The 19,808-nt window shown below is 44.0% G+C and carries 18 protein-coding genes; 8 read left to right on the forward strand and 10 right to left on the reverse strand.

Going from position 1 to position 19,808, the window contains the following annotated elements; genetic code table 11:
* Window positions 1–100 precede the first annotated feature (100 nt).
* Window positions 101–1,276 (forward strand): acyl-CoA dehydrogenase, encoded by a 1,176-nt coding sequence (locus SSED_RS05055; protein WP_012141331.1) that lies wholly within the window; start codon window positions 101–103, stop codon window positions 1,274–1,276.
* A 185-nt stretch (window positions 1,277–1,461) separates the two neighbouring features.
* Here the strand turns inward: SSED_RS05055 and SSED_RS05060 are convergent, their stop codons facing one another.
* The 6 genes from SSED_RS05060 to SSED_RS05085 all read right to left on the reverse strand — a co-directional run bounded on the left by SSED_RS05060 (window position 1,462) and on the right by SSED_RS05085 (window position 8,152).
* Window positions 1,462–2,670 (reverse strand): response regulator, encoded by a 1,209-nt coding sequence (locus SSED_RS05060; protein WP_012141332.1) that lies wholly within the window; start codon window positions 2,668–2,670, stop codon window positions 1,462–1,464.
* A complete protein-coding gene (locus SSED_RS05065; RefSeq protein ID WP_012141333.1) occupies window positions 2,639–3,007 on the reverse strand; it encodes an Hpt domain-containing protein in 369 nt (122 codons plus the stop codon). Before SSED_RS05065 ends, SSED_RS05060 begins: the two co-directional genes overlap by 32 nt.
* Window positions 3,000–5,816 carry a PAS domain-containing hybrid sensor histidine kinase/response regulator gene (locus SSED_RS05070; RefSeq protein ID WP_012141334.1) on the reverse strand — a complete coding sequence of 939 codons (2,817 nt, stop codon included), beginning with the start codon at window positions 5,814–5,816 and terminating at the stop codon, window positions 3,000–3,002. The genes SSED_RS05065 and SSED_RS05070 overlap by 8 nt, the downstream gene beginning before the upstream one ends.
* Before the next feature lie 106 nt (window positions 5,817–5,922).
* A complete protein-coding gene (locus tag SSED_RS05075; protein WP_223295949.1) occupies window positions 5,923–6,801 on the reverse strand; it encodes a universal stress protein in 879 nt (292 codons plus the stop codon).
* 259 nt (window positions 6,802–7,060) lie between these two features.
* Window positions 7,061–7,531 carry a YcxB family protein gene (locus SSED_RS05080; RefSeq protein WP_012141336.1) on the reverse strand — a complete coding sequence of 157 codons (471 nt, stop codon included), beginning with the start codon at window positions 7,529–7,531 and terminating at the stop codon, window positions 7,061–7,063.
* Window positions 7,532–7,777: 246 nt separating this feature from the next.
* A complete protein-coding gene (locus SSED_RS05085) occupies window positions 7,778–8,152 on the reverse strand; it encodes a hypothetical protein (protein WP_012141337.1) in 375 nt (124 codons plus the stop codon).
* A 403-nt stretch (window positions 8,153–8,555) separates the two neighbouring features.
* On the opposite strand from SSED_RS05085, the gene SSED_RS05090 reads away from it, so the two are divergent.
* Window positions 8,556–8,798, forward strand: a complete 243-nt coding sequence (locus SSED_RS05090) for a hypothetical protein (protein ID WP_041421547.1) — start codon at window positions 8,556–8,558, stop codon at window positions 8,796–8,798.
* Window positions 8,799–8,988: 190 nt separating this feature from the next.
* Here SSED_RS05090 and SSED_RS05095 read toward each other — a convergent pair whose 3' ends face one another.
* The 3 genes from SSED_RS05095 to SSED_RS05105 are packed head-to-tail and all read right to left on the reverse strand — an operon-like array spanning window position 8,989 to window position 10,513.
* Window positions 8,989–9,408, reverse strand: coding sequence for a VOC family protein (locus tag SSED_RS05095; RefSeq protein ID WP_012141339.1), 420 nt, complete (start codon window positions 9,406–9,408; stop codon window positions 8,989–8,991).
* Between the two features lie 40 nt (window positions 9,409–9,448).
* Window positions 9,449–9,835, reverse strand: coding sequence for a VOC family protein (locus SSED_RS05100; RefSeq protein WP_012141340.1), 387 nt, complete (start codon window positions 9,833–9,835; stop codon window positions 9,449–9,451).
* Between the two features lie 21 nt (window positions 9,836–9,856).
* Window positions 9,857–10,513 (reverse strand): NAD(P)H-dependent oxidoreductase, encoded by a 657-nt coding sequence (locus tag SSED_RS05105; protein ID WP_012141341.1) that lies wholly within the window; start codon window positions 10,511–10,513, stop codon window positions 9,857–9,859.
* A gap of 143 nt (window positions 10,514–10,656) precedes the next feature.
* Here SSED_RS05105 and SSED_RS05110 point away from each other — a divergent pair, with 143 nt between their 5' ends.
* From SSED_RS05110 to SSED_RS05130, 5 genes are all read left to right on the forward strand, one after another.
* Window positions 10,657–11,277, forward strand: coding sequence for a helix-turn-helix transcriptional regulator (locus SSED_RS05110; RefSeq protein WP_012141342.1), 621 nt, complete (start codon window positions 10,657–10,659; stop codon window positions 11,275–11,277).
* 13 nt (window positions 11,278–11,290) lie between these two features.
* Complete coding sequence (locus SSED_RS05115) at window positions 11,291–11,992, forward strand: pseudouridine synthase (protein WP_041421548.1); 702 nt, start codon at window positions 11,291–11,293, stop codon at window positions 11,990–11,992.
* A gap of 109 nt (window positions 11,993–12,101) precedes the next feature.
* Window positions 12,102–13,067 carry a LysR family transcriptional regulator gene (locus SSED_RS05120; protein WP_012141344.1) on the forward strand — a complete coding sequence of 322 codons (966 nt, stop codon included), beginning with the start codon at window positions 12,102–12,104 and terminating at the stop codon, window positions 13,065–13,067.
* Window positions 13,068–13,238: 171 nt separating this feature from the next.
* The gene (locus SSED_RS05125; RefSeq protein ID WP_012141345.1) at window positions 13,239–15,539 is read left to right on the forward strand and encodes an OmcA/MtrC family decaheme c-type cytochrome; all 2,301 of its coding nucleotides are present in this window, start codon (window positions 13,239–13,241) and stop codon (window positions 15,537–15,539) included.
* A gap of 814 nt (window positions 15,540–16,353) precedes the next feature.
* Window positions 16,354–16,965: an acetate uptake transporter gene (locus tag SSED_RS05130; RefSeq protein ID WP_012141346.1), complete on the forward strand. Its 612-nt coding sequence runs from the start codon at window positions 16,354–16,356 to the stop codon at window positions 16,963–16,965.
* 101 nt (window positions 16,966–17,066) lie between these two features.
* Here SSED_RS05130 and SSED_RS05135 read toward each other — a convergent pair whose 3' ends face one another.
* Complete coding sequence (locus SSED_RS05135; protein WP_012141347.1) at window positions 17,067–18,599, reverse strand: MFS transporter; 1,533 nt, start codon at window positions 18,597–18,599, stop codon at window positions 17,067–17,069.
* A gap of 489 nt (window positions 18,600–19,088) precedes the next feature.
* Between SSED_RS05135 and SSED_RS05140 the strand changes: the two genes are divergently transcribed.
* A complete protein-coding gene (locus tag SSED_RS05140; RefSeq protein ID WP_012141348.1) occupies window positions 19,089–19,649 on the forward strand; it encodes a GNAT family N-acetyltransferase in 561 nt (186 codons plus the stop codon).
* The last annotated feature ends 159 nt before the right edge of the window (window positions 19,650–19,808 follow it).

Here is a 19,808-nt window from a genome sequence, read left to right on the forward strand (position 1 = left end):
GACGATCCGTATATTTTTATTACAATTATGCTTAAGCTAGTATTTATCGATAAACCCGTTTCATCATAACTGGTTATAATCTTTAGAAAGGATAATAAAAATGGCACGAGTGCATTTTGACTGGACAGATCCCCTGCAGTTTAACGCTTTACTCTCTCAGGAGGAGAGGATGGTGCGTGACAGCGTTTATGACTACGCTCAGGACAAACTCATGAGCCGGATATTGATGGCAAACCGAGATGAACATTTTGATCGTGACATCATGAACGAACTCGGTGAAATGGGCTTGCTGGGTGCGACCCTGCCAGAGAAGTATGGCTGCTCAAATGTCAGCTATGTGAGCTATGGTCTGATAGCTCGTGAAATTGAACGGGTCGATAGCGGGTACCGCTCGGCAATGAGTGTGCAGTCTTCTCTCGTGATGCATCCCATTCATGCCTATGGTACGGAAGAGCAAAGGGGCAAATACCTGCCAAAACTTGCCAGCGGCGAATGGGTCGGTTGTTTCGGGTTAACGGAGCCCGATGCTGGCTCAGATCCCGGGGGAATGAAGACCAGAGCCGAACGCATAGAGGGTGGCTATCGAATTAATGGGGCAAAAATCTGGATAACCAATTCACCGATTGCCGATATTTTCATTGTATGGGCCAAACTTGAGGGCAAGATCCGTGGTTTTATTCTCGAGAAAGGGATGCCAGGGCTGAGTGCGCCGAAAATTGAGGGTAAATTTTCACTTCGAGCCTCTGTTACCGGGGAGATCGTCATGGATAATGTCGAAGTGCCTGAAACGGCTCTGATGCCAAATGTGGAAGGATTGAAGGGGCCATTTGGCTGCTTGAATAAGGCTCGTTATGGTATCGCCTGGGGAGCATTAGGTGCCGCCGAGTTTTGCTGGCATGCCGCTCGGCAATATACACTGGATCGGATCCAATTTAATCGTCCCTTAGCGTCGAATCAGTTGATTCAAAAGAAATTGGTCGATATGCAAACAGAGATAAGCCTGGGTCTCTTCGCGTGCTTGCAGGCAGGACGCCTAATGGATAATGACGCATTGGCCGTCGAAGCCATCTCTATGATTAAACGCAACTCCTGTGGTAAAGCCCTGGACATTGCCCGTATGTCTCGCGATATGCATGGCGGTAACGGAATCTCCGATGAGTTTCATATTATTCGTCACGTTATGAATCTGGAGGCGGTAAACACCTATGAGGGAACCCATGATATTCACGCATTGATCTTAGGAAGGGCTCAGACAGGCATCCAAGCATTTTGTTGAGCCAAGGGTGAAGCCTTGGCTTCTTTCCTCTGTGAGTGGACTTACCTAAGCGGAGAAGAGCCAAAAGGTAACCCGCATTATGGGTCTAGCTTATCAGAAAGGGTTCGTAGGCCACTTTCTTAGTGACAATTCGTTCGCCTCGATTGCCGATGTTTAGACCCAAACTCAATGAACTCACTGCTGCATCAATTAATGACTCTGTTAACGGCTTCGAGTATCTCATTTCTCGTCGATGGTTTGAGAATATAGCCTTTTAATCCTTGCTCTGCCCAGGTCTTTATTAACTCTTTATTTTTATTCCCGGTTAGCGCGATTATTGGTAACTCTTTTCCGCCTGATACCGATTTGATCTGTATGGTCGTATTGATGCCATCCAGGTTAGGCATAAACAGATCCATTAAGACCAGAGCATATTGGTTGTTTCGAATCTTCTGAAGTGCGTTTAAGCCATCTTCTGCCTCATCCACCAGAAAGTTTTCTTTCGCCAATACCCTAACCAACATGTCACGGTATATTTGATTGTCTTCTACGACCAGAATTTTTTTAGGTTTTTGTACTTCCACATTTTCAGCTCTAGAGGTGAGCATCGATGATTCAGATAGTGCCTCCGATACTGTCTGACGATCGGGTGGCAGCACTCTGGATAGATCGGCTAACTTAGCCTCCAATACTTCGATACCGACCTGCTTTGAGAGTAGCTGCTGTATCATGCTATCCAGGCTGGATTTTATGTTATCTTCCAGCTCTGCAAGGAGGGGCTCGACATGGCTCTTGTTAATATTTTCCATTAGTTTTTTCGAAGATAAGTTCGTATCAAGTTCTTTATCTACGACTAAGTTTTGAGGCTCATTCAGACTTTGTTTACAAATGGCTATAGAGCCTAGCAGTGATTGTTTACATTCACTGCTTTTATCTATGAGTGAGACCAACTCCTGGCCAATATTTTCGAGTTGCTCCTCATGTAATCCGGCATAATGGCTCGTTGCTTGACTGATGAGTAAGCCACTATGCACGATCATTTTTAAACGAAACTTTTCATATAGAGGTTGGTAGACAAAATAGTTGTCGAAAATGTCTTTGATGCAACAACGAAATGCGGTAGCAGACTCACGATTTTTACAGAGTAAGATACTGTAATGAGGGTAATCCAGGAATTTGTCTGAAATGAGCTTTGTATATAATTCGATGCTCTTCTGTACTGTTGTGAGAGCAAACAGTATCACAGAAGGTTTAAGGTTTTTTACCTTGTCACCAATTTCAAAGTTTACCAGAATCGTACGATATTCCTCTACTTGATCGGCAATGATACTGGCCGCACCCAGAACATCTTCCTCATTTTCATAGATCATGATTACTTTTGGGTTACGGCATGCTAGGTGAGATTGTTTTGTCATTGACTATCACTCCATGTACTCGTTGTAATGCTTCTTTGACTCGTAAAATCAAATCCTTGCACTTAGCTTTATCCTGTTCTAACCCTGACTGTTCCAGGGCTTGAAGTAGGTATGATGTTTGTTCTGCTCCAACCGCTTTTGCGGAAGTTTTGAGAAAGTGAGCTTCCTCTTTAATCTCTAAAATTCTGCTGTCGTTATACATGGTAACGATATTTCTAAGAGACACTTTGGCCTGTTTTAAGAAATCGATCTCAAACTGCCTGATCATCTCCGGCTCATCACCAATGAGTTCAATCATCACGTTTCTGTTTAAAATCTTCAGCTGCTTTTCAGTCATTGCTATACCACTTATCCATAATTTTTTTGAGATCTTTTAATAGAATGGGTTTACTGACAAAGTCATTCATTCCTGTTGAGTAACAATACTCTGCATCTCCACTCATCGCGGCGCCTGTCACCGCTACGATTGGGATCGCTTTCTTATTATGCTCTTGTTCCAGATTTCGGATCTCTTTTGTCATATCGTAACCATCAAGATTGGGCATATGGCAATCGGTTAAGATCAACTTGTAGTCGATACTTTTCCAATGTTGTATACCATCGTTGCCGTCTTCGGCAAGATCGCACCGATAACCTAATGTCGATAATTGTTCCAAGATTAATTTTTGATTGAGAGGGTTGTCTTCAACGACTAAGACGTCGGCTTGTGCTGTAGATATTGTGTTCATGCTTGAGTTAACACTGAGCGGGTTAATATCCAGTTCATCCAAGTCTAAGCATAGTTCATTCTCGATAATATTTTGAACCGATGATATGAGTTGCACCTTAGTCATAGGCTTGGTTGGTAATATTGAAACCTGAGGGATTATTTTTCGTATTTTTCTCATCTCTTTTCGTGGAGCAGCCAGAAGCAAGTTTGATGTGTTTATGTCTGATTGGGCTAGAATTTGCAGTATTTTTTGTGAGGCAGAAAGAGACTGAATGAGTAGTAATACGACGTCATAGCATGGCAGTGCAGCTTTAATATTCTCAGCCTTAGTACTTTCAGTTTCAATATTCTCATCTTCAATAAGTTCAGCCTCATAAATTGCAGCTTCAACAGTTTCTACGGCCGCACCTTCCGCTTGCAGATGTTTAACTATTACGCGTTGAGAGGTGTTGTCGTCGGAGAGGTTAATAAGGGCGACAGAGGTATTGTTTAGTACCGACGGCGACTGAAAAGAGTCTGCTTTTGAGCGCCAAAATGGGAGAACCACGGTAAAAGTTGAGCCTTGTTCGGGGGTACTGTTTAACTTTATCTCTCCTCCCATCATACTGGTCAAATTACCACTGATCGCTAAACCCAGGCCTGTTCCCCCGTATTTTCTGGTCGTTGACCGTTGGGCCTGCATGAAAGGGGTGAATAGTTTTTTTTGTGTTTCTTTGTCGATACCAATTCCGTTATCGATAATGGAGAAGCTTATTTTATAGATAATGTCGTTGTGTTCTGAAATGTTGGTGATTAAACGTATCTCCCCGGGTTTGCCCTCCACTGTGTGGGTGAACTTTATCGCATTGCCCAGCAGGTTAAACAGTATTTGACGAACTTTTACAGCGTCACCTTCGAGCAGCTTAGGTATTTGTGGGTCTTCGTAGATGTGCAGATTGAGTCGCTTCTTATGGGCCAGAGGCAAGAAGACCTGAACCACATTGTCGATCACCTCAGTAATTGAAAAGTCGCGCTGTTCCAGTTGCATCTTTCCGGATTCAATTTTATTGATATCCAGAATGTCATTGAGAATATAGATCAGGTTGGTCGCTGAGGTCGTTGCCGTTTCTATTAAGGACATGGATTCTGGGTTTTGTTTGGAAAGAGTGAGTAGATCTAAGGAGCCGATAACGGCGTTCATCGGGGTTCGCAGCTCATGGCTCATCATAGAGAGGAATTCGCTTTTGGCTTGATTGGCCCGCTCTGCCCGCACTTTGGCCTGTTGAAATTCTTGAGTGCGTTGTGTCACTCTTGCCTCTAGCTCATCGTTTGCCTTTTGTAATTCGGCTTGAATTTTAAAGATCGGAGATTGATCGATACAGATCCCATCGATTCGACAATTCTGTTTGTCTCTGTTCTGTCCAACCTTGCCTTTTGCATGTACGTAGATTACCTCTCCATGGGGTAAAATTGAGCGGTATTGCTGATCGAACAGCTCACCGGTACTTAAAGAGTGATCGACCGCGGCGATGATTCGATCCAGATCATCAGGGTGGAGTCTCTCTGCCCATTTATCTAAGTTGCCAATGTCTTCAGGATGCAGTGCAAACATATTATTTGCTCGACTATCCCAGTCCCACACCCAGTTATTCTCACTATCAATTTCTGCCCGCCAGTTACCGATATTTCCCGCATCAAGAGCGATATTCTTACTTTCATTGGCGTCGTGTAATGCAAAAAGTGTCTCTTTGGCTTCGGTGCAATCGATTAATGAACCTGTATGTGTACTGTGATTATCTATCGATAAAACGGCTTCGCTTCTCAGCTCAAACCATCGCTCCTTTCCAGTAATTTGGGCTCTGAATTCGAGGTGAAACCGGGTTCCCGGTTCAAAAATATCATCCAGATACACATCTAATTTATGTTGATCCCTTGGATCGATCATACTTTTGAAGTGCTGCCAACTGAGGGAGGTGTCTATCTCTAAGCCTATAAGCTCTTTGAATTTCAGTGAGAAATAGCAAAACTTTGAATGCGGGCTATATTCCCATATCCCAATATTTGCGCCTTTAATAGCATGGTTTAGCCTTTCAAGCTTATGCTTTGCCTGATATTTTTTAGCTCGGCATTCACCGCACCTGTTGACGATTAGCCAGTATTCCCCGGGAGTTAATGGGCTATCATTGATACTGACATTGACACAAATATTTTGGCTATTAACTGAGAGAGTGGAGAAAAACTGTTTTTTTTCAATTAAATGATGAATAAAAGCCGAACTGTTTGTAACACTGAGGTCTTTAAACAGGTTAAAAAATAGGTAGGCTAGCTCTCCTGAAACCATCTCATTTGAAACTTTGAATTCATCTTGAAAACTGGAGTTTACAGATAGAATACTGCCCTCTTTGCTGCAAACCATGATGGGAAATGGGGTAAGGTCCGTTGATTGAGTTGCGTACATAGTCCCTTTGTACTCGCGCGAGTTAAATCCTATAGATAAGAATAGCAGTTATTGCCTTTTTAGCCTGATGAGGCGTAAAAATCTTCAGTTTGTGAATCTTATATATTCAGCTTGATGCTGGCTTGATTGCGAAAATATCGCAGTTAAGCTGATCTATGATGTGCTCACTGGTGTGCCCTTTAAATTGGCTGAATAATCCATGATGTTCTCCGGCACCAAGGATGACTATGTTGGCTCCATACTTTTCAGCCATATTGGGGATGATGTGATCCGGTAGCCCCTCTTCCAGATGTAAGTGGCTGCTTTCAATCTGATGAGACTTGGCGGAATCGACTAAGTTTATCCAGTGACTACTCTGATTATTCAGACGATGATGTTTCACCTTGGGAGGCTTTATCGCCATACTGATATTTTGCTCAAGAAAGCAGTTTACAAGGTGAATATCGCTACTGAGAAGGTTGGCTATATGCTCGGTTTCATCGAGTAGTCGTTGATTGAAGGTAAGGTGTTGATGACTCGCATCATCTGTCTCTATAGCGGTAAGAATATGGCCATTCTCCCTCCACTCATTTGCTCCAACCAGCATCACGGCAACGTCACTTTGCCTGAGTAGTCGCCATTCATCGGCAAATGAAAACTCATGAAAGAGAGGGTGATGGTGCTTATAGTTGAGAATGACGAGATCGTATTGTTCCTGCTCGAGTTCCTCTAATATCGCTTTGGAGACGCTGTTATTGAGGCGAGTCTTGCTCTCTATTTTGATTCCTTGAGCACGGTATTGTTCAATAGACTTTTTATGAATGACAAACGGGTTGATGCTTGAACTTGAATGGGTCAGCCGGGAGAGGAGAGTATTCTTAGGTGTGACTTCCAGTAAAGTTAACTTAGCATGAGTTTTATCAACTAAAATTAGAGCCTTATGCAGAGCGTCTTGTGTCGATGAGCGAGTGTCGACTACGGCTAAGATATGTCTGTATGCAATCATAACTATGCTCATCTTATTCAGGAACCCTTGATAAACTGTAGACGAAACATCAGAAAATGAAGTGCGGTAAATAAGAATGATTTTAACTAAGATTACTCTTTTATATTGCCTAATCGTCTAGCTTTTTTAACAGACTGTTTGTTCGGGATTTTTACTTTTGTTTTTACATAATATTCGGGCCTGTCAATAGACAAGCCCTGCGTTAATTCGATGAATAATGGAGGTGGGGGGCTGAGAGCGTGGGCTCTTACTTAAGTGGTTAGGCCTTACTCTTGATAAACTCGATGGCCGCGGCATCCAGAGAGCGCTTAGATATATAATTCACGCCATTGGTATTTTTAATAAGAAAGCCTTTGTTGGTTATAGTGAGTTCACTGATATCACCCCACAAAATAGTGCTATCAACATAGAGTGACTCGCTTCTTATACCCTGCTCATCGATAGTGAGTTTCACGTCATTACTCGCTGCCTTGCTCATCATCTGTCGCCATAACCACCAGGTTTTTTTGAACTTAACACTTAAGGCCTCTAAAGCACCTAGTCCAACAAGAAAGAGAGAAGCATAGGCATTCGCGCCAGTGAGTAATAACGCCGTACCGACTAAAACAAATCCGATAGCCTTGTAATAAGCCCTGAGAGATGTATCGACAGTTACCGACTCATCGAAACATTCACTGAAATAGGTTTTATCGAGAGTGTAGTGACTGGTAAAACTAAAAGGAGAGTTCATAAGTATCGGCTTGATTGAGTTTGGCGTTAGTTTAACCGCAACCAATCTCAATTCAAATCTTGTATTAGTCACAATGGTGTATCTAAACTCAATCGATAAGCACAAACCAGCTAAGGCATAACGATGTCATTCGTTCCTAAGGGCTATATTCATGGTCATCATACTCAGTACTCTTAATGAGACAATAGAGGCATTAAGAGTCTGAGCAAGCGAATGTCGATTCTGAAGTGAGGTCGCAGGCGAAAGTTAAGAGTTAAAAAGTTGCTTGAGCTGCTGGCATTTCTCCGACCGATTATCGGCTGTGCTGCCTCCCCAATCGGCTTCAACTTGATGAATGAGCATTTTTATCACCCGCTCGACTCTCTGCCCTCCCTCTTCAACCGTTAATGCGAAGTCCTCTGCACCATGGGTAATGCTGGTCTGATTTTTTTTCTGCCATGATTTAAAGTCACCCTGAAAAGAGAGATCACTATTTTCACGGTTACAAAATTTGGCCAATGGCTGGTACATGACTGATTGAATAAAAACCATCTCATCTGCAGAGTAACTTGGCTGTTCCTTCTCTGCGGCGACGGTTTGAAAAGTGCTGGCGATCAGAATTATTGCTAATAAAGACTTCATTCCCTTTTCCTTATATGCGATTTAATTTCTTATTATTTAAGATATAACTTTGTGACAACTTTTAACATTTGAAACGTGAGTGTGGGCTAAATTGGAGGGAGGAACAATGATTGAGATCAATAACCAACAAAATGAATATTTATAATGCATCTTAATGGTTTACCTCAAGTGCACGCCCTGCAAGCTTGCTTGTACCACCCGGTAATTGCCTTGTATAATTTAAGATGAATGTTCAGCATGATTTAAATGGGCTTAGTCGCTTACTAAACCTGCAGTTAACAAAAGTTAACATGACATTTACACCTCGAATCGTTACAGTGGTAACGTGTCAATTAAGAGATAAACCCTGATTGATTGGTTGATTGGTTGATTGGTTGAATGAGATGATGAGCAAGGAGAAGGCATGTTGTTAGGAAGCATAGCTGAACTTTTTTTCTGGTTTTTCTGGGAGTTTTTACTCTCATTCCTCCTGTATACGACTGGTGCAGTTGTCTTAGGTGTGCTCTCTTTTGGTCGCATACAAAAGCCGCTCTATTTCCCAGGAGTCTTCAATAGTGAAAAGCGTCTCGCGAAGAATGATTTCTTTTCTGTATATATCACTGGGTTCTTTTTCTATCTGGTCCTGCTTACCCTGATCATCTGGTAAGGCTAGCCTCATCATTCATCATTCTCCTCTGTATAATATCTGTTGCTCTACCTAAGTGGAGTCCCCTCGCTAATTGTAAGTGGCATTCAGGTTTGAGCCATAAGGACTGCATACCCAGTTTTGTTTTCGAGAGAAGTTGAGTTGATCAGGCTCAATGCTATTTCTCTATCCTCTATCCTCTATCCTTGTGTTAGTCGTATCTATTTCGCTCAGACGGAATATCACTTAGATACTGTACAAACTCAACTTCATAGCCATTTGGATCTATGTAGTAAACATTACGCCTGAAATCATCTTCAGCACCCTCTTTATCAACCGGGTATCCAGCCTTATCCAGTCGTTCGATGATTGCATCCAGGTCATCGGTGACAAATGCGAAATGAGCCAGCCCAATTTGATGACCCGTTAGGTCGCGGTTTTCACCGACTCCATCATTGTTAAAGGTTAAGTATTGGTAGTCGTCACCGAAATGGACCCAGTCTCTGGGTTTACCGTGCCAGCTTCCCTCTCCGCCCCCCCGAACTTTCCAATGGGGAAATGCTGCACGATAAAAGTGCAGTGTTTTAGGGATATCTTCAACGACTAAGTTTACGTGTTCGAGATGTATCATGATTTGCTCCTTGTTGAATCTAGCTTGAACTTCTTGATTGTTAAAGTTGGTCGTGCTTTTTTACTCGCCAGGGCGGGTATAAACGGTTATTTCCGGCCCAAAAAAGTTTAATTTGGTTGCCACTGGGATCATGCAGTATGGCCTCGCGCCAGAGGTATGTCTGGTCGGTTGGCATCTGGTCGAATACGAAACCGCGTTCAACCAGATGCAGAACCAACTCATCGAGGTGTTCATGTTCGAAGTATATCGTGCTGGTATTCTTCTCGCTTTTTTCCTGTAAAGAGAGAGAAAAACTGGCATCGCCATCCAGGCAGTGAAACCTTGCATAATGGGGGGTATCGACAATCAATTCGAAGCCCATCTTTTGGTAAAATTCGACTGCAGCTTTCATCTCATATACCGGGAAAGTGATTTGATTCATCCTCATGGTTCTGACCTCTTTCTAAAACTACATGCCGTAGCAATATTCCTGTTGCTTAGGGTAGGGAGTTGAGTCATGTCTATTTCGGATCTCAACCAAGGCGCCACTGTATTGGTGCAGCATATGTAAGCTGTAATCGATGCGCGCCCTTAAATCAATTTCACGTTTAGACTCAAATTTACACTCGATTTCCTGCTCACCATCGAGGGAGGCACTAGCGAGAGAGGCGTTAGTATTGAGGACTTCTGTTACGTTTCGAATAATCAGATGGTCCGGTAGCGCAACCAGTTTGTTGTTCTTAAGTGCGTTCATTCTAAGTTCTGCGATCGGGTAGGCACCGCTGATCCCGCTGACGACCGAAACCAACAGGGCTGGCTTATGGGCGGTATCCTGGTTATCGCACATCAATAGGAAGTTTTTCAGAAGTGGAGAGGCCATGCCCCCCCATTCCGGAGTGATAAGGATCAGCGCATCGGCTCGACGAACCTTATAACTTATCATGGTCCATGGGTTTCCCTCTCCGGATTTACTCTCGGGCTCACCGTCCCAAAACGGCAGGTCGAAACGACACAGCTCTATATGACTGACCTCTGAATAACCTGTCGCTACCGAACTCATGTATTTGGCTACTTTAGCGCTCTGTGACTGAGCTCTCTGACTGCCACTGACAATAAGTAATCTCATTTAAATAAACCTTTTTGTTTACTAATTGTTTTATAATGTAGATACTTTACTAAATGTTGTAAAGGGATCTTCAGATAAAAAGTAAATAAAAAAGTTTACTTAATGTCTGGATAGGTAATAATGGCGGGAGAGAGGAGCATCTTATGAAAACCAGTGAAAAGATCATGCAGCTACTTAAAACTCAAGGCCCGCTTACCGCTAAGGTGCTTGCCACTGAGCTGTCTCTCACGACAATGGGAGTGCGTCAGCATATGCAAGCCTTGGAGGAGGAAGGGGATATCTGCTTCGAGGATAAAAAAGCCCCCCGGGGACGTCCTACCCGGTACTGGTCTCTAACGCCAAAAAGCAACATTCACTTCTCCGACCGCCACGAAGAACTCTCAGTTCAACTGATCGATTCTGTTATTACGGTATTTGGCGATAGTGGATTGGATAAGCTCATTTCGCACCGAGAGCAAAGCTCCCTCGAGCTCTACCAACAGAGGTTAGCCGGTGAAGATACGCTTAAGTCTAAGCTTCGAGCCTTGGCCGAACTGAGATCGATTGAGGGCTATATGGCAACGGTTAACGAAGCGGGGAATGACTTTTGGCTATTGGAAAATCATTGTCCTATCTGCGCCGCGGCGAGTAAGTGCCTCAACTTCTGTCGCTCGGAGTTAAATCTGTTTCAAATCTTGTTAAAGGAGGAGGCAGAAGTTAGCCGTGAAGAGCATATTATCGAGGGTGCACGTCGCTGTGCTTACCGGATTACACCGATTAACTAGTGGTAAAAAAGAGATGGAATCGAAGCGCGCCAGATTAGACCGATTTATCAGCGTCAATACAGGTATTAACCGTAAACATGTTCGGCTTATGTTGGCCAAGGGGCGCGTTAGGGTCGATGGTGAGCTTGCCCGTGATATCGACCAAGTTGTGGATGAGTTTTCTCATATTTGCCTAGACGACAAGGTGCTACAGGCTAACGAGGCCAGTTATGTCATGTTGCATAAGCCCGTTGGAGTGGTGAGTGCGACGATAGACGATAAACACAGAACAGTGATCGACTTGTTAGAGCAAGATGATAAGGAGAGCCTGCATATCGTGGGTCGATTGGATCTCAATACATCCGGTCTGCTATTACTTACAAACGATGGGCGTTGGTCGAAGCGGTTAATGGATCCTGAGCATAAGGTAGGTAAACTTTACCGCGTCCATTTGCAGAACCCTCTGACTCCCGACTATATTTCCGGGTTTGCTCAAGGTATGTATTTTGAGTTTGAAGATATTACCACCTTGCCGGCAGAGCTCGAAATTATCGATAGTTATACGGCATTAGTGACGCTTTATGAGGGGCGCTACCACCAAATTAAGCGCATGTTTGGTCGCTTCCGTAACCCTGTCATAGGATTACATCGAATTTCGGTGGGCAACATAGTACTCGATAATAACTTGAAACCAGGGGAGAGTCGGGTGCTTACCCCTAAGGAGATAGCGCTGTAGTTTCTAATAAAGTCAAAGAGATGATTTAAGGTTCAATTAATCCAGATCATTCATTTAACATATCTGATGTGCTATACCTATCACCACGAATAGGTAAATTCAATACAAAATGACTAATCATACACTTAAGAAGATCAGTGAACTGGACGTATTTTGTTTATTGGTATTTAAAATCATTTTTCAAACCGGTCATGCTAATTCGGCTGCAAAAGAGCTGAATGTCTCGGCACCTAAAATCAGTCGCTGCCTGACCATGTTGCGGACGACGTTTGATGATGAGCTATTTTATCGTCGTCAGTTAGGGTTGAAACCAACCCCGTTAGCCGAGCACCTTTATGAGCCTATCTGCCAGTTTTGCGATTCGGTGGCAAAAATCGAACAGGTGGCGTTTGAAGTCAACCATTTTGATTCAACCCCCATTCTCAATATTGCTGTGACGCCGGGCATCATGGCGAGTCTCTCTTTAGTGTTATGCAATAATGATTCTCTGAAAAGCATAGGTAAGATCCGACTCCATCCGTGGAAGGATGACTCTGCCGAGTTGATCCACAGCGGAGGGCTGGACTTAGGGTTGGCCTTCGATAATTCGCATCATCTCGATCTCAATTTCGAACACTTAGGTACCTTAGATTCAGTTTATCTGGCAGGAAATTCCAGACATCCCATTTGGGAGCACCTTCCTCATTTGAGCTTAGATGAAATTTGTAAGCACCCTTTCCTCTATCTGGAAGGTAAGGGATTCAATGACAAGATAGATCCTCTGGAACTCTATTGCCGCCAGTCGGGAATAGAGCTTCTAAGTGTCGAAAAGGTCAAAGGTAAGGAGCAGTGGTACAGCAACTTATTAACCATGGGGAGCCTGGCTTTTGCTCCGGCGGTAGAGGCTGAAATTATTAACAATATGCCCGGGATCCGCATAGAGGAGTTACCCGAAGCAGAGATGAAGAAACTTCACGGCGATATGATGTCTCCACAATATTATTTAATAGAGAAACCGACTTCCCATCGCCGATACACAGTTGAAAGTCGAGAAATGATAATCAATATTATTAAGGGGTTACTGACCTCTTCATGATAATCGACTTTAATTCTACTTATCGAAATTACCTTTTGCAGATATTGAAATTACTATATCTGAATCTTCAATTGTTAATCACAAGTTAGTCACTAAATTACAACATTTTTGTCAGGTTCTTTTATATTTGTTCTACTGCGATAGCAGGAAAAACTTATATAGGGACTGATGATGAAAAAATATAATGGATCCTTACTGGCCATGGCACTGATTAGTGTCATTGGCCTTACCGCGTGTGATGGCGATGATGGTAAAGATGGTGCTCCGGGAGATCCTGGAACACCGGGGACTCCGGGAACTCCGGGATTACCTGCAGGCTCATTTACTAACACTGTAAACTCGGCAGCTGATTTTGTACTGACCTTAGCGCCAGCCGATATCGTTGTTGTTGGAACTGAAGATTTCTCACTCAAATTCACCGTTACCGGTAAAAACAGTAAAGGTGAAGCTGTACCTTTTGTTGGGTTAGATAAAGTTGCGCTATACGTGACTAATCAGACCGTTAATACCACTGATACCGGTGCCCCCATGCTATGGGCCAACAATGCCCTAACCAATGAATTTGGCTCAAGCATGTACTGTACACCAACAGGTAAGGCCACAGCTCGTGGTGGTGCAGAAGTGGATGCATGTACCTTAGTTGAAGACGCTGAAAACCCAGGTACTTATACCGGCTCATGGGTGCATGACGGTAATGCACCCGTCGTATTGGCCGCCGGCGATCCAAATACTCTCTATCGAGTCATGATCCGCTCATATAATGTGGTCGACAGTCAAGGCGAAGGGATCTCCGATAAGTTACTCTCTACTCCCCTTGATTTTAACCCATCCACCGGCGAGCTCGCCGTTTCAACAAAGGATATCGTTTCCAACGCAGCCTGCATCAAGTGTCACACTCAGATGGATGGTTATGGAGAAGGTGATGTGCGTATCGCTAATATCGGTGCTCACCATAACTATCAAAAAGTTGAAAACTGTATCACCTGTCATAACCCTGCGTACGCGGGTGGACAAGACGATCCCGAGAAAGGCTTTAACGCCAACTTCAATGCGATGATCCATACCATACATAAGGGTCATCATTTCGGTGACGAGCTTGTTGGTGAGGCGAAAGAGGAGTTTGGTGAAATAGGCTTCCCAAGTGAACTCAACGAATGTACTACCTGTCATGATGGCGCATCGGGCTGGAATGATAATGTCTACGCCGAAGCGTGTCAGGGATGTCATATGGATGTCGATTTCACAACCGGTGAAAATCACCTGGGTATCGTTCCCGGAAGTGACGCAGCCTGTTCAGGTTGTCATGGTGCTGGTAGTCTGAGTCCTATACAGGCGCACAACGTGGGTATACGTGCGATGGCAACAGACTCGATTGAGATTGCCGTTAGTTCTGTCTCATATACTGAAAATGTGTCACCCATTGAAGATGAAATCGTTGTTACTTTCGATGTGACGGTTGATGGTGCTCCAGTTGCCGATGGCTTCGAGTTCACTGAGTTCACTAAGTATGACGAGATGAAGACCGGCTGGGTTGATACTGACGGCACTTACTACGGTAGCGCATCAGTCAATCTTAATGGTACAGCGGCTGCCGGTGGCAAGTTGGTTGTGACTCAAACCGCCGAATATAACTTGGGTGGCAAGAGCATTGCCATTACACCACGTTTCTCTGTGTGTACTGACTCGAAAGGCATGATGGTTGCCTGCTTAGATGGCAGCGGTGAAGCCCAGTATGACATCGGCTATGTTGCCGTCACTATGGATGCAGCTTATTGGAACCTTGCTAATGCCGATGGCAGCGGGGCAACCATTGCCCGTCAAAGTGATCCGCTACGCATGACGGCCGATGAAGCTAAGTGTAATACTTGTCATACGTCGCTGGGTATTGCTAAACACTATGGTAACGAGCGCTTCGACCAATGTGTAGGTTGTCACAATAATACATGGGGTGGCTCATATCATGTCGGTGTTGAGTACAAGAGTGATGAGGTTGACGCCGATGGTAATCCTATCTTCAAGCCAGTTGAAGGTCTGACTTACCACACTCGTGACCTGTTCGCTGTTGCACACCGTTTCCATACGGGTCTTTGGGATGACAACAGAGGCTTCCCTGCAATACATCTTAATTCAGATATGGAAACATTAGGTTTCCCAGCCGTTGAGACTCAATGTAGTGCATGTCATAAAGATGGTGTTAACTTGTTCGCTGCCGACGGTGGGTTAACTTCCGGTAAGCGTGCTATCGCAGTCGATGGTGGTGCAACCATGTTTATCTCACCTGTCGCAGAAGCTTGCCGTACTTGTCACGCTCACTCAGGACCTGCAGCTCTGGCTCACTTCAAGAGCAATGGTGCGATTGTAGAAGGTGAAGCGGTTGCTACCTCGGCTCTACCTGTTGAGTCTTGCTCAACTTGTCATGGCGAAGGTAAGACCTATGGTATCGACAAGATGCATGCGGGGGGGGCTCACTAGATACTAATATAATATTTCACCCTCTGTGGGATCATCCCTGCATCCCACAGATTTTTTTAAGTGGCATTTTGTTAACAGATCTTTGTTGATTTTGGGGCCTTTAGGGCCCCATTTTTTATCAACTTGATACCGCCTTGTAACTGCTTTGAGTGTTTCTGTGGCCCGCTAACATAGTGGTTCATAACATCTTTTTTTCATTTGTTCGGATTCATTGTTTTTGCTGGACTCTATAGATCCAGACGAAAGCATGTGAGTTTTACTCAATAGAGATCCTATTTAACGATTTTGAGACCTTGCTCTCAATAAATCGGGTATTTGTGAACCTGGTTCTTAAGGCGTGCTGTTTAGATAGTTTAGGGAGTTTGCATGTTATATCGAATATCGCATTACTGCGTGCCTGGTCACGCTTATTGGTGTTTGCGTGACTTGAGTCGACTCTTTGTCGTGGCAAGGTTTCAGGTCTAATACTCGCAATCTATTAACTCTTTGAAATAAATTAGTTTTCTGGTGTGTGGCCGTTTTCCCATTTATTTTGCGAATAAGCGTTTAACATGAATAAATTCATTCTTAATAGCTTTGTAATCAGTGCGTTATCGTATTTTACTCCTGCATTTGTTAATAGGTACATCGATTATTATCCGTCTTAATCACGCAGCTGTTTACTCGTTTGATATGTTAAATCCCTTCCTCTAGAATGCGCCGCGCATGATTTATGTCCAGATCACTTCAATATGCGGACCTACGTAAATAGTTAGGTGATTTGGATATATTTTTAATAATTAATTCTGTTGGAAAATTCCTGTAGGGGAAATCGATGTCGACGAAACTAGCTAACCCAGCACCATTAGGCCTTATGGGCTTCGGTATGACTACCGTACTATTAAACATTCACAATGCGGGTTTCTTCCCAATTGATTCTATGATCCTGGCAATGGGAATTTTCTACGGTGGCTTAAGCCAGGTAATCGTTGGCTGCATGTGCTTTAAGCGTGGTGATACATTTGGCACTACCGCTTTCACCTCATATGGCTTGTTCTGGTTAACACTTGTTGGCTTACTCGTATTGCCTAAGATGGGACTGGCAGCTGCAAGCCCAGCAGGTTTCATGGGCTGGTATTTGACACTATGGGGTATCTTTACTGCGTTTATGTTTGTCGGCTCACTACGTTACCCACGCGCCAAGCAGGTTGTATTTGGTTCATTAACGATTTTGTTCTTTCTTTTGGCGGCCAGAGATTTTACCGGCAGCGAGCTTATCGGTACTATCGCCGGTTTCGAAGGTATCTTCTGTGGTGCAAGCGCTATCTACTTCGCCATGGCACAGGTGTTGAATGCCGAATATGGCCGCACTATTTTGCCTGTTGGTGAACTAGCGCCGAAGGCGGTTCAGCCTTTTCAAGCTGAAGCTCATCTAAAAGTCGCTTAATTCGTTGCTTTATACCGATGGGGATTAGATTCAAAAAAAAGGCTGACACTTGATGTCAGCCTTTTTTGTTTTAACTGTCTCGTCCTGAGATAAGTTAACTATTAAGCTCGTTGCAGTTTCAGCAACCACTTTCCATATAGATAGATCCCCACGGCAGATATGGTGCCAATTGCAGCAATGATGTACCAGGCCATACCTATGTTATGGGTGTTATATAACAAGGTCGTCAGCTCTTGAGCTGGTTCGCCGGTATAGGCGACCAATGTACTGAAGGCCTCACCCTGCGGGATGGCACTCACCTCGGCAGCACTCATGCCACGCTCTGACAATAGATCCAGAGAGAAGATCTCTTTCGAGGCATACATCTCATAGAGTTTAGGACCAAAATAGCCTTCAAGTGTCCAGCCGATGCCCTGGGGTAACATGACAAAGCCAAGATACATGGCTTTCTTGCCTTCCGGTGCAATGTTACCCATAAACTCATTCTTCTTGGGGCTGATCATCATCTCACCAAAAGAGAACATGGCAATGGCCAGTACTATCATCCAGGCCGCATTGGTTGCACCCACTAACACGAAGGCGAAAATACTCAGCAGACAGCCACCAAGCATAGCAGTGGTGATGCGGTATTTAGCGGTTAATGCCGCGACCAGGAAGCAGGTCGTCATGATCATACCCGCATTGAGGTTGAGCATGCCTTCCGGCATCACCTTAGTTCCTGTGTTGTCCAGTCCCAGCCAAAATTGGAAGAAACCATTTGAGGTGCCCTCCGGACCAAACAGGGATGTGACGATGACGCTGGTGTCGACCCATTCGGCGATATGGATTGGGAGTACATCGAAGAGTGAATTAAACAGGAACCAGAAACCGGCAAATACCAGCATATAGTAGATAACCACCGGCTTTTTAAGCTCATGCAGTGCATCTCGCCACAGTGCCTGTTGCTGAATTTCACCGGATTTTATTTTGCGGTTGCGCTCCAATCGCTCCTCTTTTCCCGGCTCTTTATAGGCGAGTAGAAAGAGGAAGTTGAAGGAGATTATCGCCGCACAAGCGTAGAAGACATTATCCCAGGAAAGTTGGCGCATATGCACGGCAACCAGAGGACCAAGGAAGCCACCAATATTGACCACCTGATAGAAGATGCCCCAAGCCATGGAGGTGTTCTGTCTGCCTGTGGAAAGTACCAGGGTTCCCTGAATACCGGGTTTAAAAATACCAGTACCTCCAGCGAGTAATATGGCACCGAACAGGAAACCATAGAAGCTAGGGAAGAAGGCCATCACTAAATAGCCGGAGATCTTGATTAAGGTGGAGGCAAAGATGGTCTCTTTATAACCGACTCTATCGGAGATCCCGCCGGTAAATACCGGGACAAAGGTCTGCATCATGGCCCAGAGAGCGATAATGATACCGTAGTCGTTCAGGCTTATTCCTAAGCCACCCTCAGAAACTGGTGCTTTAGCATAAAGACCGGCACTGGCTTTTACGCCGTAGTAAGCAATTCGCTCAACGAGCTCCATGCCGCCGACAATCCAGAAAATGTAACTTAAGCTGGCAATGGAGGCCCACATACCCAGCTGCTTGACTTCTCGCAGGTCATTACCTGCGTAAGCATCTTTTGAGTCGCTCATACCCTTCCTTCAAATATTATATTATTTATAATTATTGGTTTTATTTTAAATGTTCGTGGTAATTACGATTATTCAGATTACCGGAACGTTAATGATTGCTGCCGACACTTTACCTAATTTGGTGAAAAACACCAAAGTGAATATAGATATTTAAACAGAGTTTATGTTTCAGCACTTTTATCGTTTTTGTCTTAGCACCGCAGGAAGAGCTTAAATATCGCAGGTTATGTGCCATACAGATAGGTTTAAATTGAAAAGTGTTCGTTCCTCTTTATAGTGTTGAAAATTAATATTTAACCCGTTTAACTGCTTGTATTAAAGTTAGTTTTGATTTGATTGTTAGGTTTCTATGGCTTTGGTGATTAACTTGGGAACATCTTGATTATGATGTATGTTTGACCTGTATATGAGAAATGGAACCAAAATCAATACGATGAGAAGATATCTCCATTTGGTTTAGTGTGACTAACTGAGAGGAAAGATTAAACGATGGAAGAGACTAAAGTTGAAATTCGCCTCATTGTGGAGCGAGAGCTCGAGCAATTCTTTGCCTATTTGAGTGAGCAATTATCAGAGAATGGACAGGGCGATGGCCCGCTTTTTCAGCCTATGTCCCGGCGCTCTACAGGTTTAACCACTGAGATGGAGCAGCGCTTCACGTCAGGAATGACCGTCGATTTCCCACAATCTGGCTGGCGACGAGTCTGGGGAGCATTCGATAAGCATGGAGTCATCATGGGTCATATCGATCTTCGTGGTCATCCGGAGGCCCACACGCAGCACAGGGCCTTGCTTGGCATGGGCGTACATCGAGATGCCAGACGCATGGGATTGGGTCAAAAACTGATAAGAACCGTCAAACAGTGGGCTAAAGATGAAGCCGGAATCGAGTGGATCGATCTCTGGGTGCTATCCGAAAACTTGCCTGCTGTCGGTCTCTATCAAGCGACGGGTTTTATCAAAAATGGTGAGCTTGAAGATATGTTCAGGATAGATACCCGCTCCTATGCATTTACACGAATGAGCCTTCGCCTGAGAGGTGAGCATTGATTTTAAACGATATGATTTTATTTTTACTGTCTATACCCATGAAAATGAAAGGTTTTGCTGGCAAGTGTAAACAACGTTTACACTTTTAATAAACCTAAATGATTAATCTTTTCAATTGAATTGTTAAGTCTTGACCTATACTTGCTAGCTATCGAGGTT

The organism is Shewanella sediminis HAW-EB3 (assembly GCF_000018025.1).
Taxonomy (GTDB): Bacteria; Pseudomonadota; Gammaproteobacteria; order Enterobacterales; family Shewanellaceae; genus Shewanella; species Shewanella sediminis.

Coding starts and splice junctions, on each gene's coding strand:
- SSED_RS05090 (WP_041421547.1), top strand. CDS start 8,556: ATGTTGTTAGGAAGCATAGCTGAACTTTTTTTCTGGTTTTTCTGGGAG.
- SSED_RS05095 (WP_012141339.1), bottom strand. CDS start 9,408: ATGATACATCTCGAACACGTAAACTTAGTCGTTGAAGATATCCCTAAA.
- SSED_RS05060 (WP_012141332.1), bottom strand. CDS start 2,670: ATGACAAAACAATCTCACCTAGCATGCCGTAACCCAAAAGTAATCATG.
- SSED_RS05110 (WP_012141342.1), top strand. CDS start 10,657: ATGAAAACCAGTGAAAAGATCATGCAGCTACTTAAAACTCAAGGCCCG.
- SSED_RS05130 (WP_012141346.1), top strand. CDS start 16,354: ATGTCGACGAAACTAGCTAACCCAGCACCATTAGGCCTTATGGGCTTC.
- SSED_RS05080 (WP_012141336.1), bottom strand. CDS start 7,531: ATGAACTCTCCTTTTAGTTTTACCAGTCACTACACTCTCGATAAAACC.
- SSED_RS05125 (WP_012141345.1), top strand. CDS start 13,239: ATGAAAAAATATAATGGATCCTTACTGGCCATGGCACTGATTAGTGTC.
- SSED_RS05115 (WP_041421548.1), top strand. CDS start 11,291: ATGGAATCGAAGCGCGCCAGATTAGACCGATTTATCAGCGTCAATACA.
- SSED_RS05065 (WP_012141333.1), bottom strand. CDS start 3,007: ATGACTGAAAAGCAGCTGAAGATTTTAAACAGAAACGTGATGATTGAA.
- SSED_RS05070 (WP_012141334.1), bottom strand. CDS start 5,816: ATGTACGCAACTCAATCAACGGACCTTACCCCATTTCCCATCATGGTT.
- SSED_RS05120 (WP_012141344.1), top strand. CDS start 12,102: ATGACTAATCATACACTTAAGAAGATCAGTGAACTGGACGTATTTTGT.
- SSED_RS05100 (WP_012141340.1), bottom strand. CDS start 9,835: ATGAGGATGAATCAAATCACTTTCCCGGTATATGAGATGAAAGCTGCA.
- SSED_RS05140 (WP_012141348.1), top strand. CDS start 19,089: ATGGAAGAGACTAAAGTTGAAATTCGCCTCATTGTGGAGCGAGAGCTC.
- SSED_RS05135 (WP_012141347.1), bottom strand. CDS start 18,599: ATGAGCGACTCAAAAGATGCTTACGCAGGTAATGACCTGCGAGAAGTC.
- SSED_RS05075 (WP_223295949.1), bottom strand. CDS start 6,801: ATGATTGCATACAGACATATCTTAGCCGTAGTCGACACTCGCTCATCG.
- SSED_RS05105 (WP_012141341.1), bottom strand. CDS start 10,513: ATGAGATTACTTATTGTCAGTGGCAGTCAGAGAGCTCAGTCACAGAGC.
- SSED_RS05085 (WP_012141337.1), bottom strand. CDS start 8,152: ATGAAGTCTTTATTAGCAATAATTCTGATCGCCAGCACTTTTCAAACC.
- SSED_RS05055 (WP_012141331.1), top strand. CDS start 101: ATGGCACGAGTGCATTTTGACTGGACAGATCCCCTGCAGTTTAACGCT.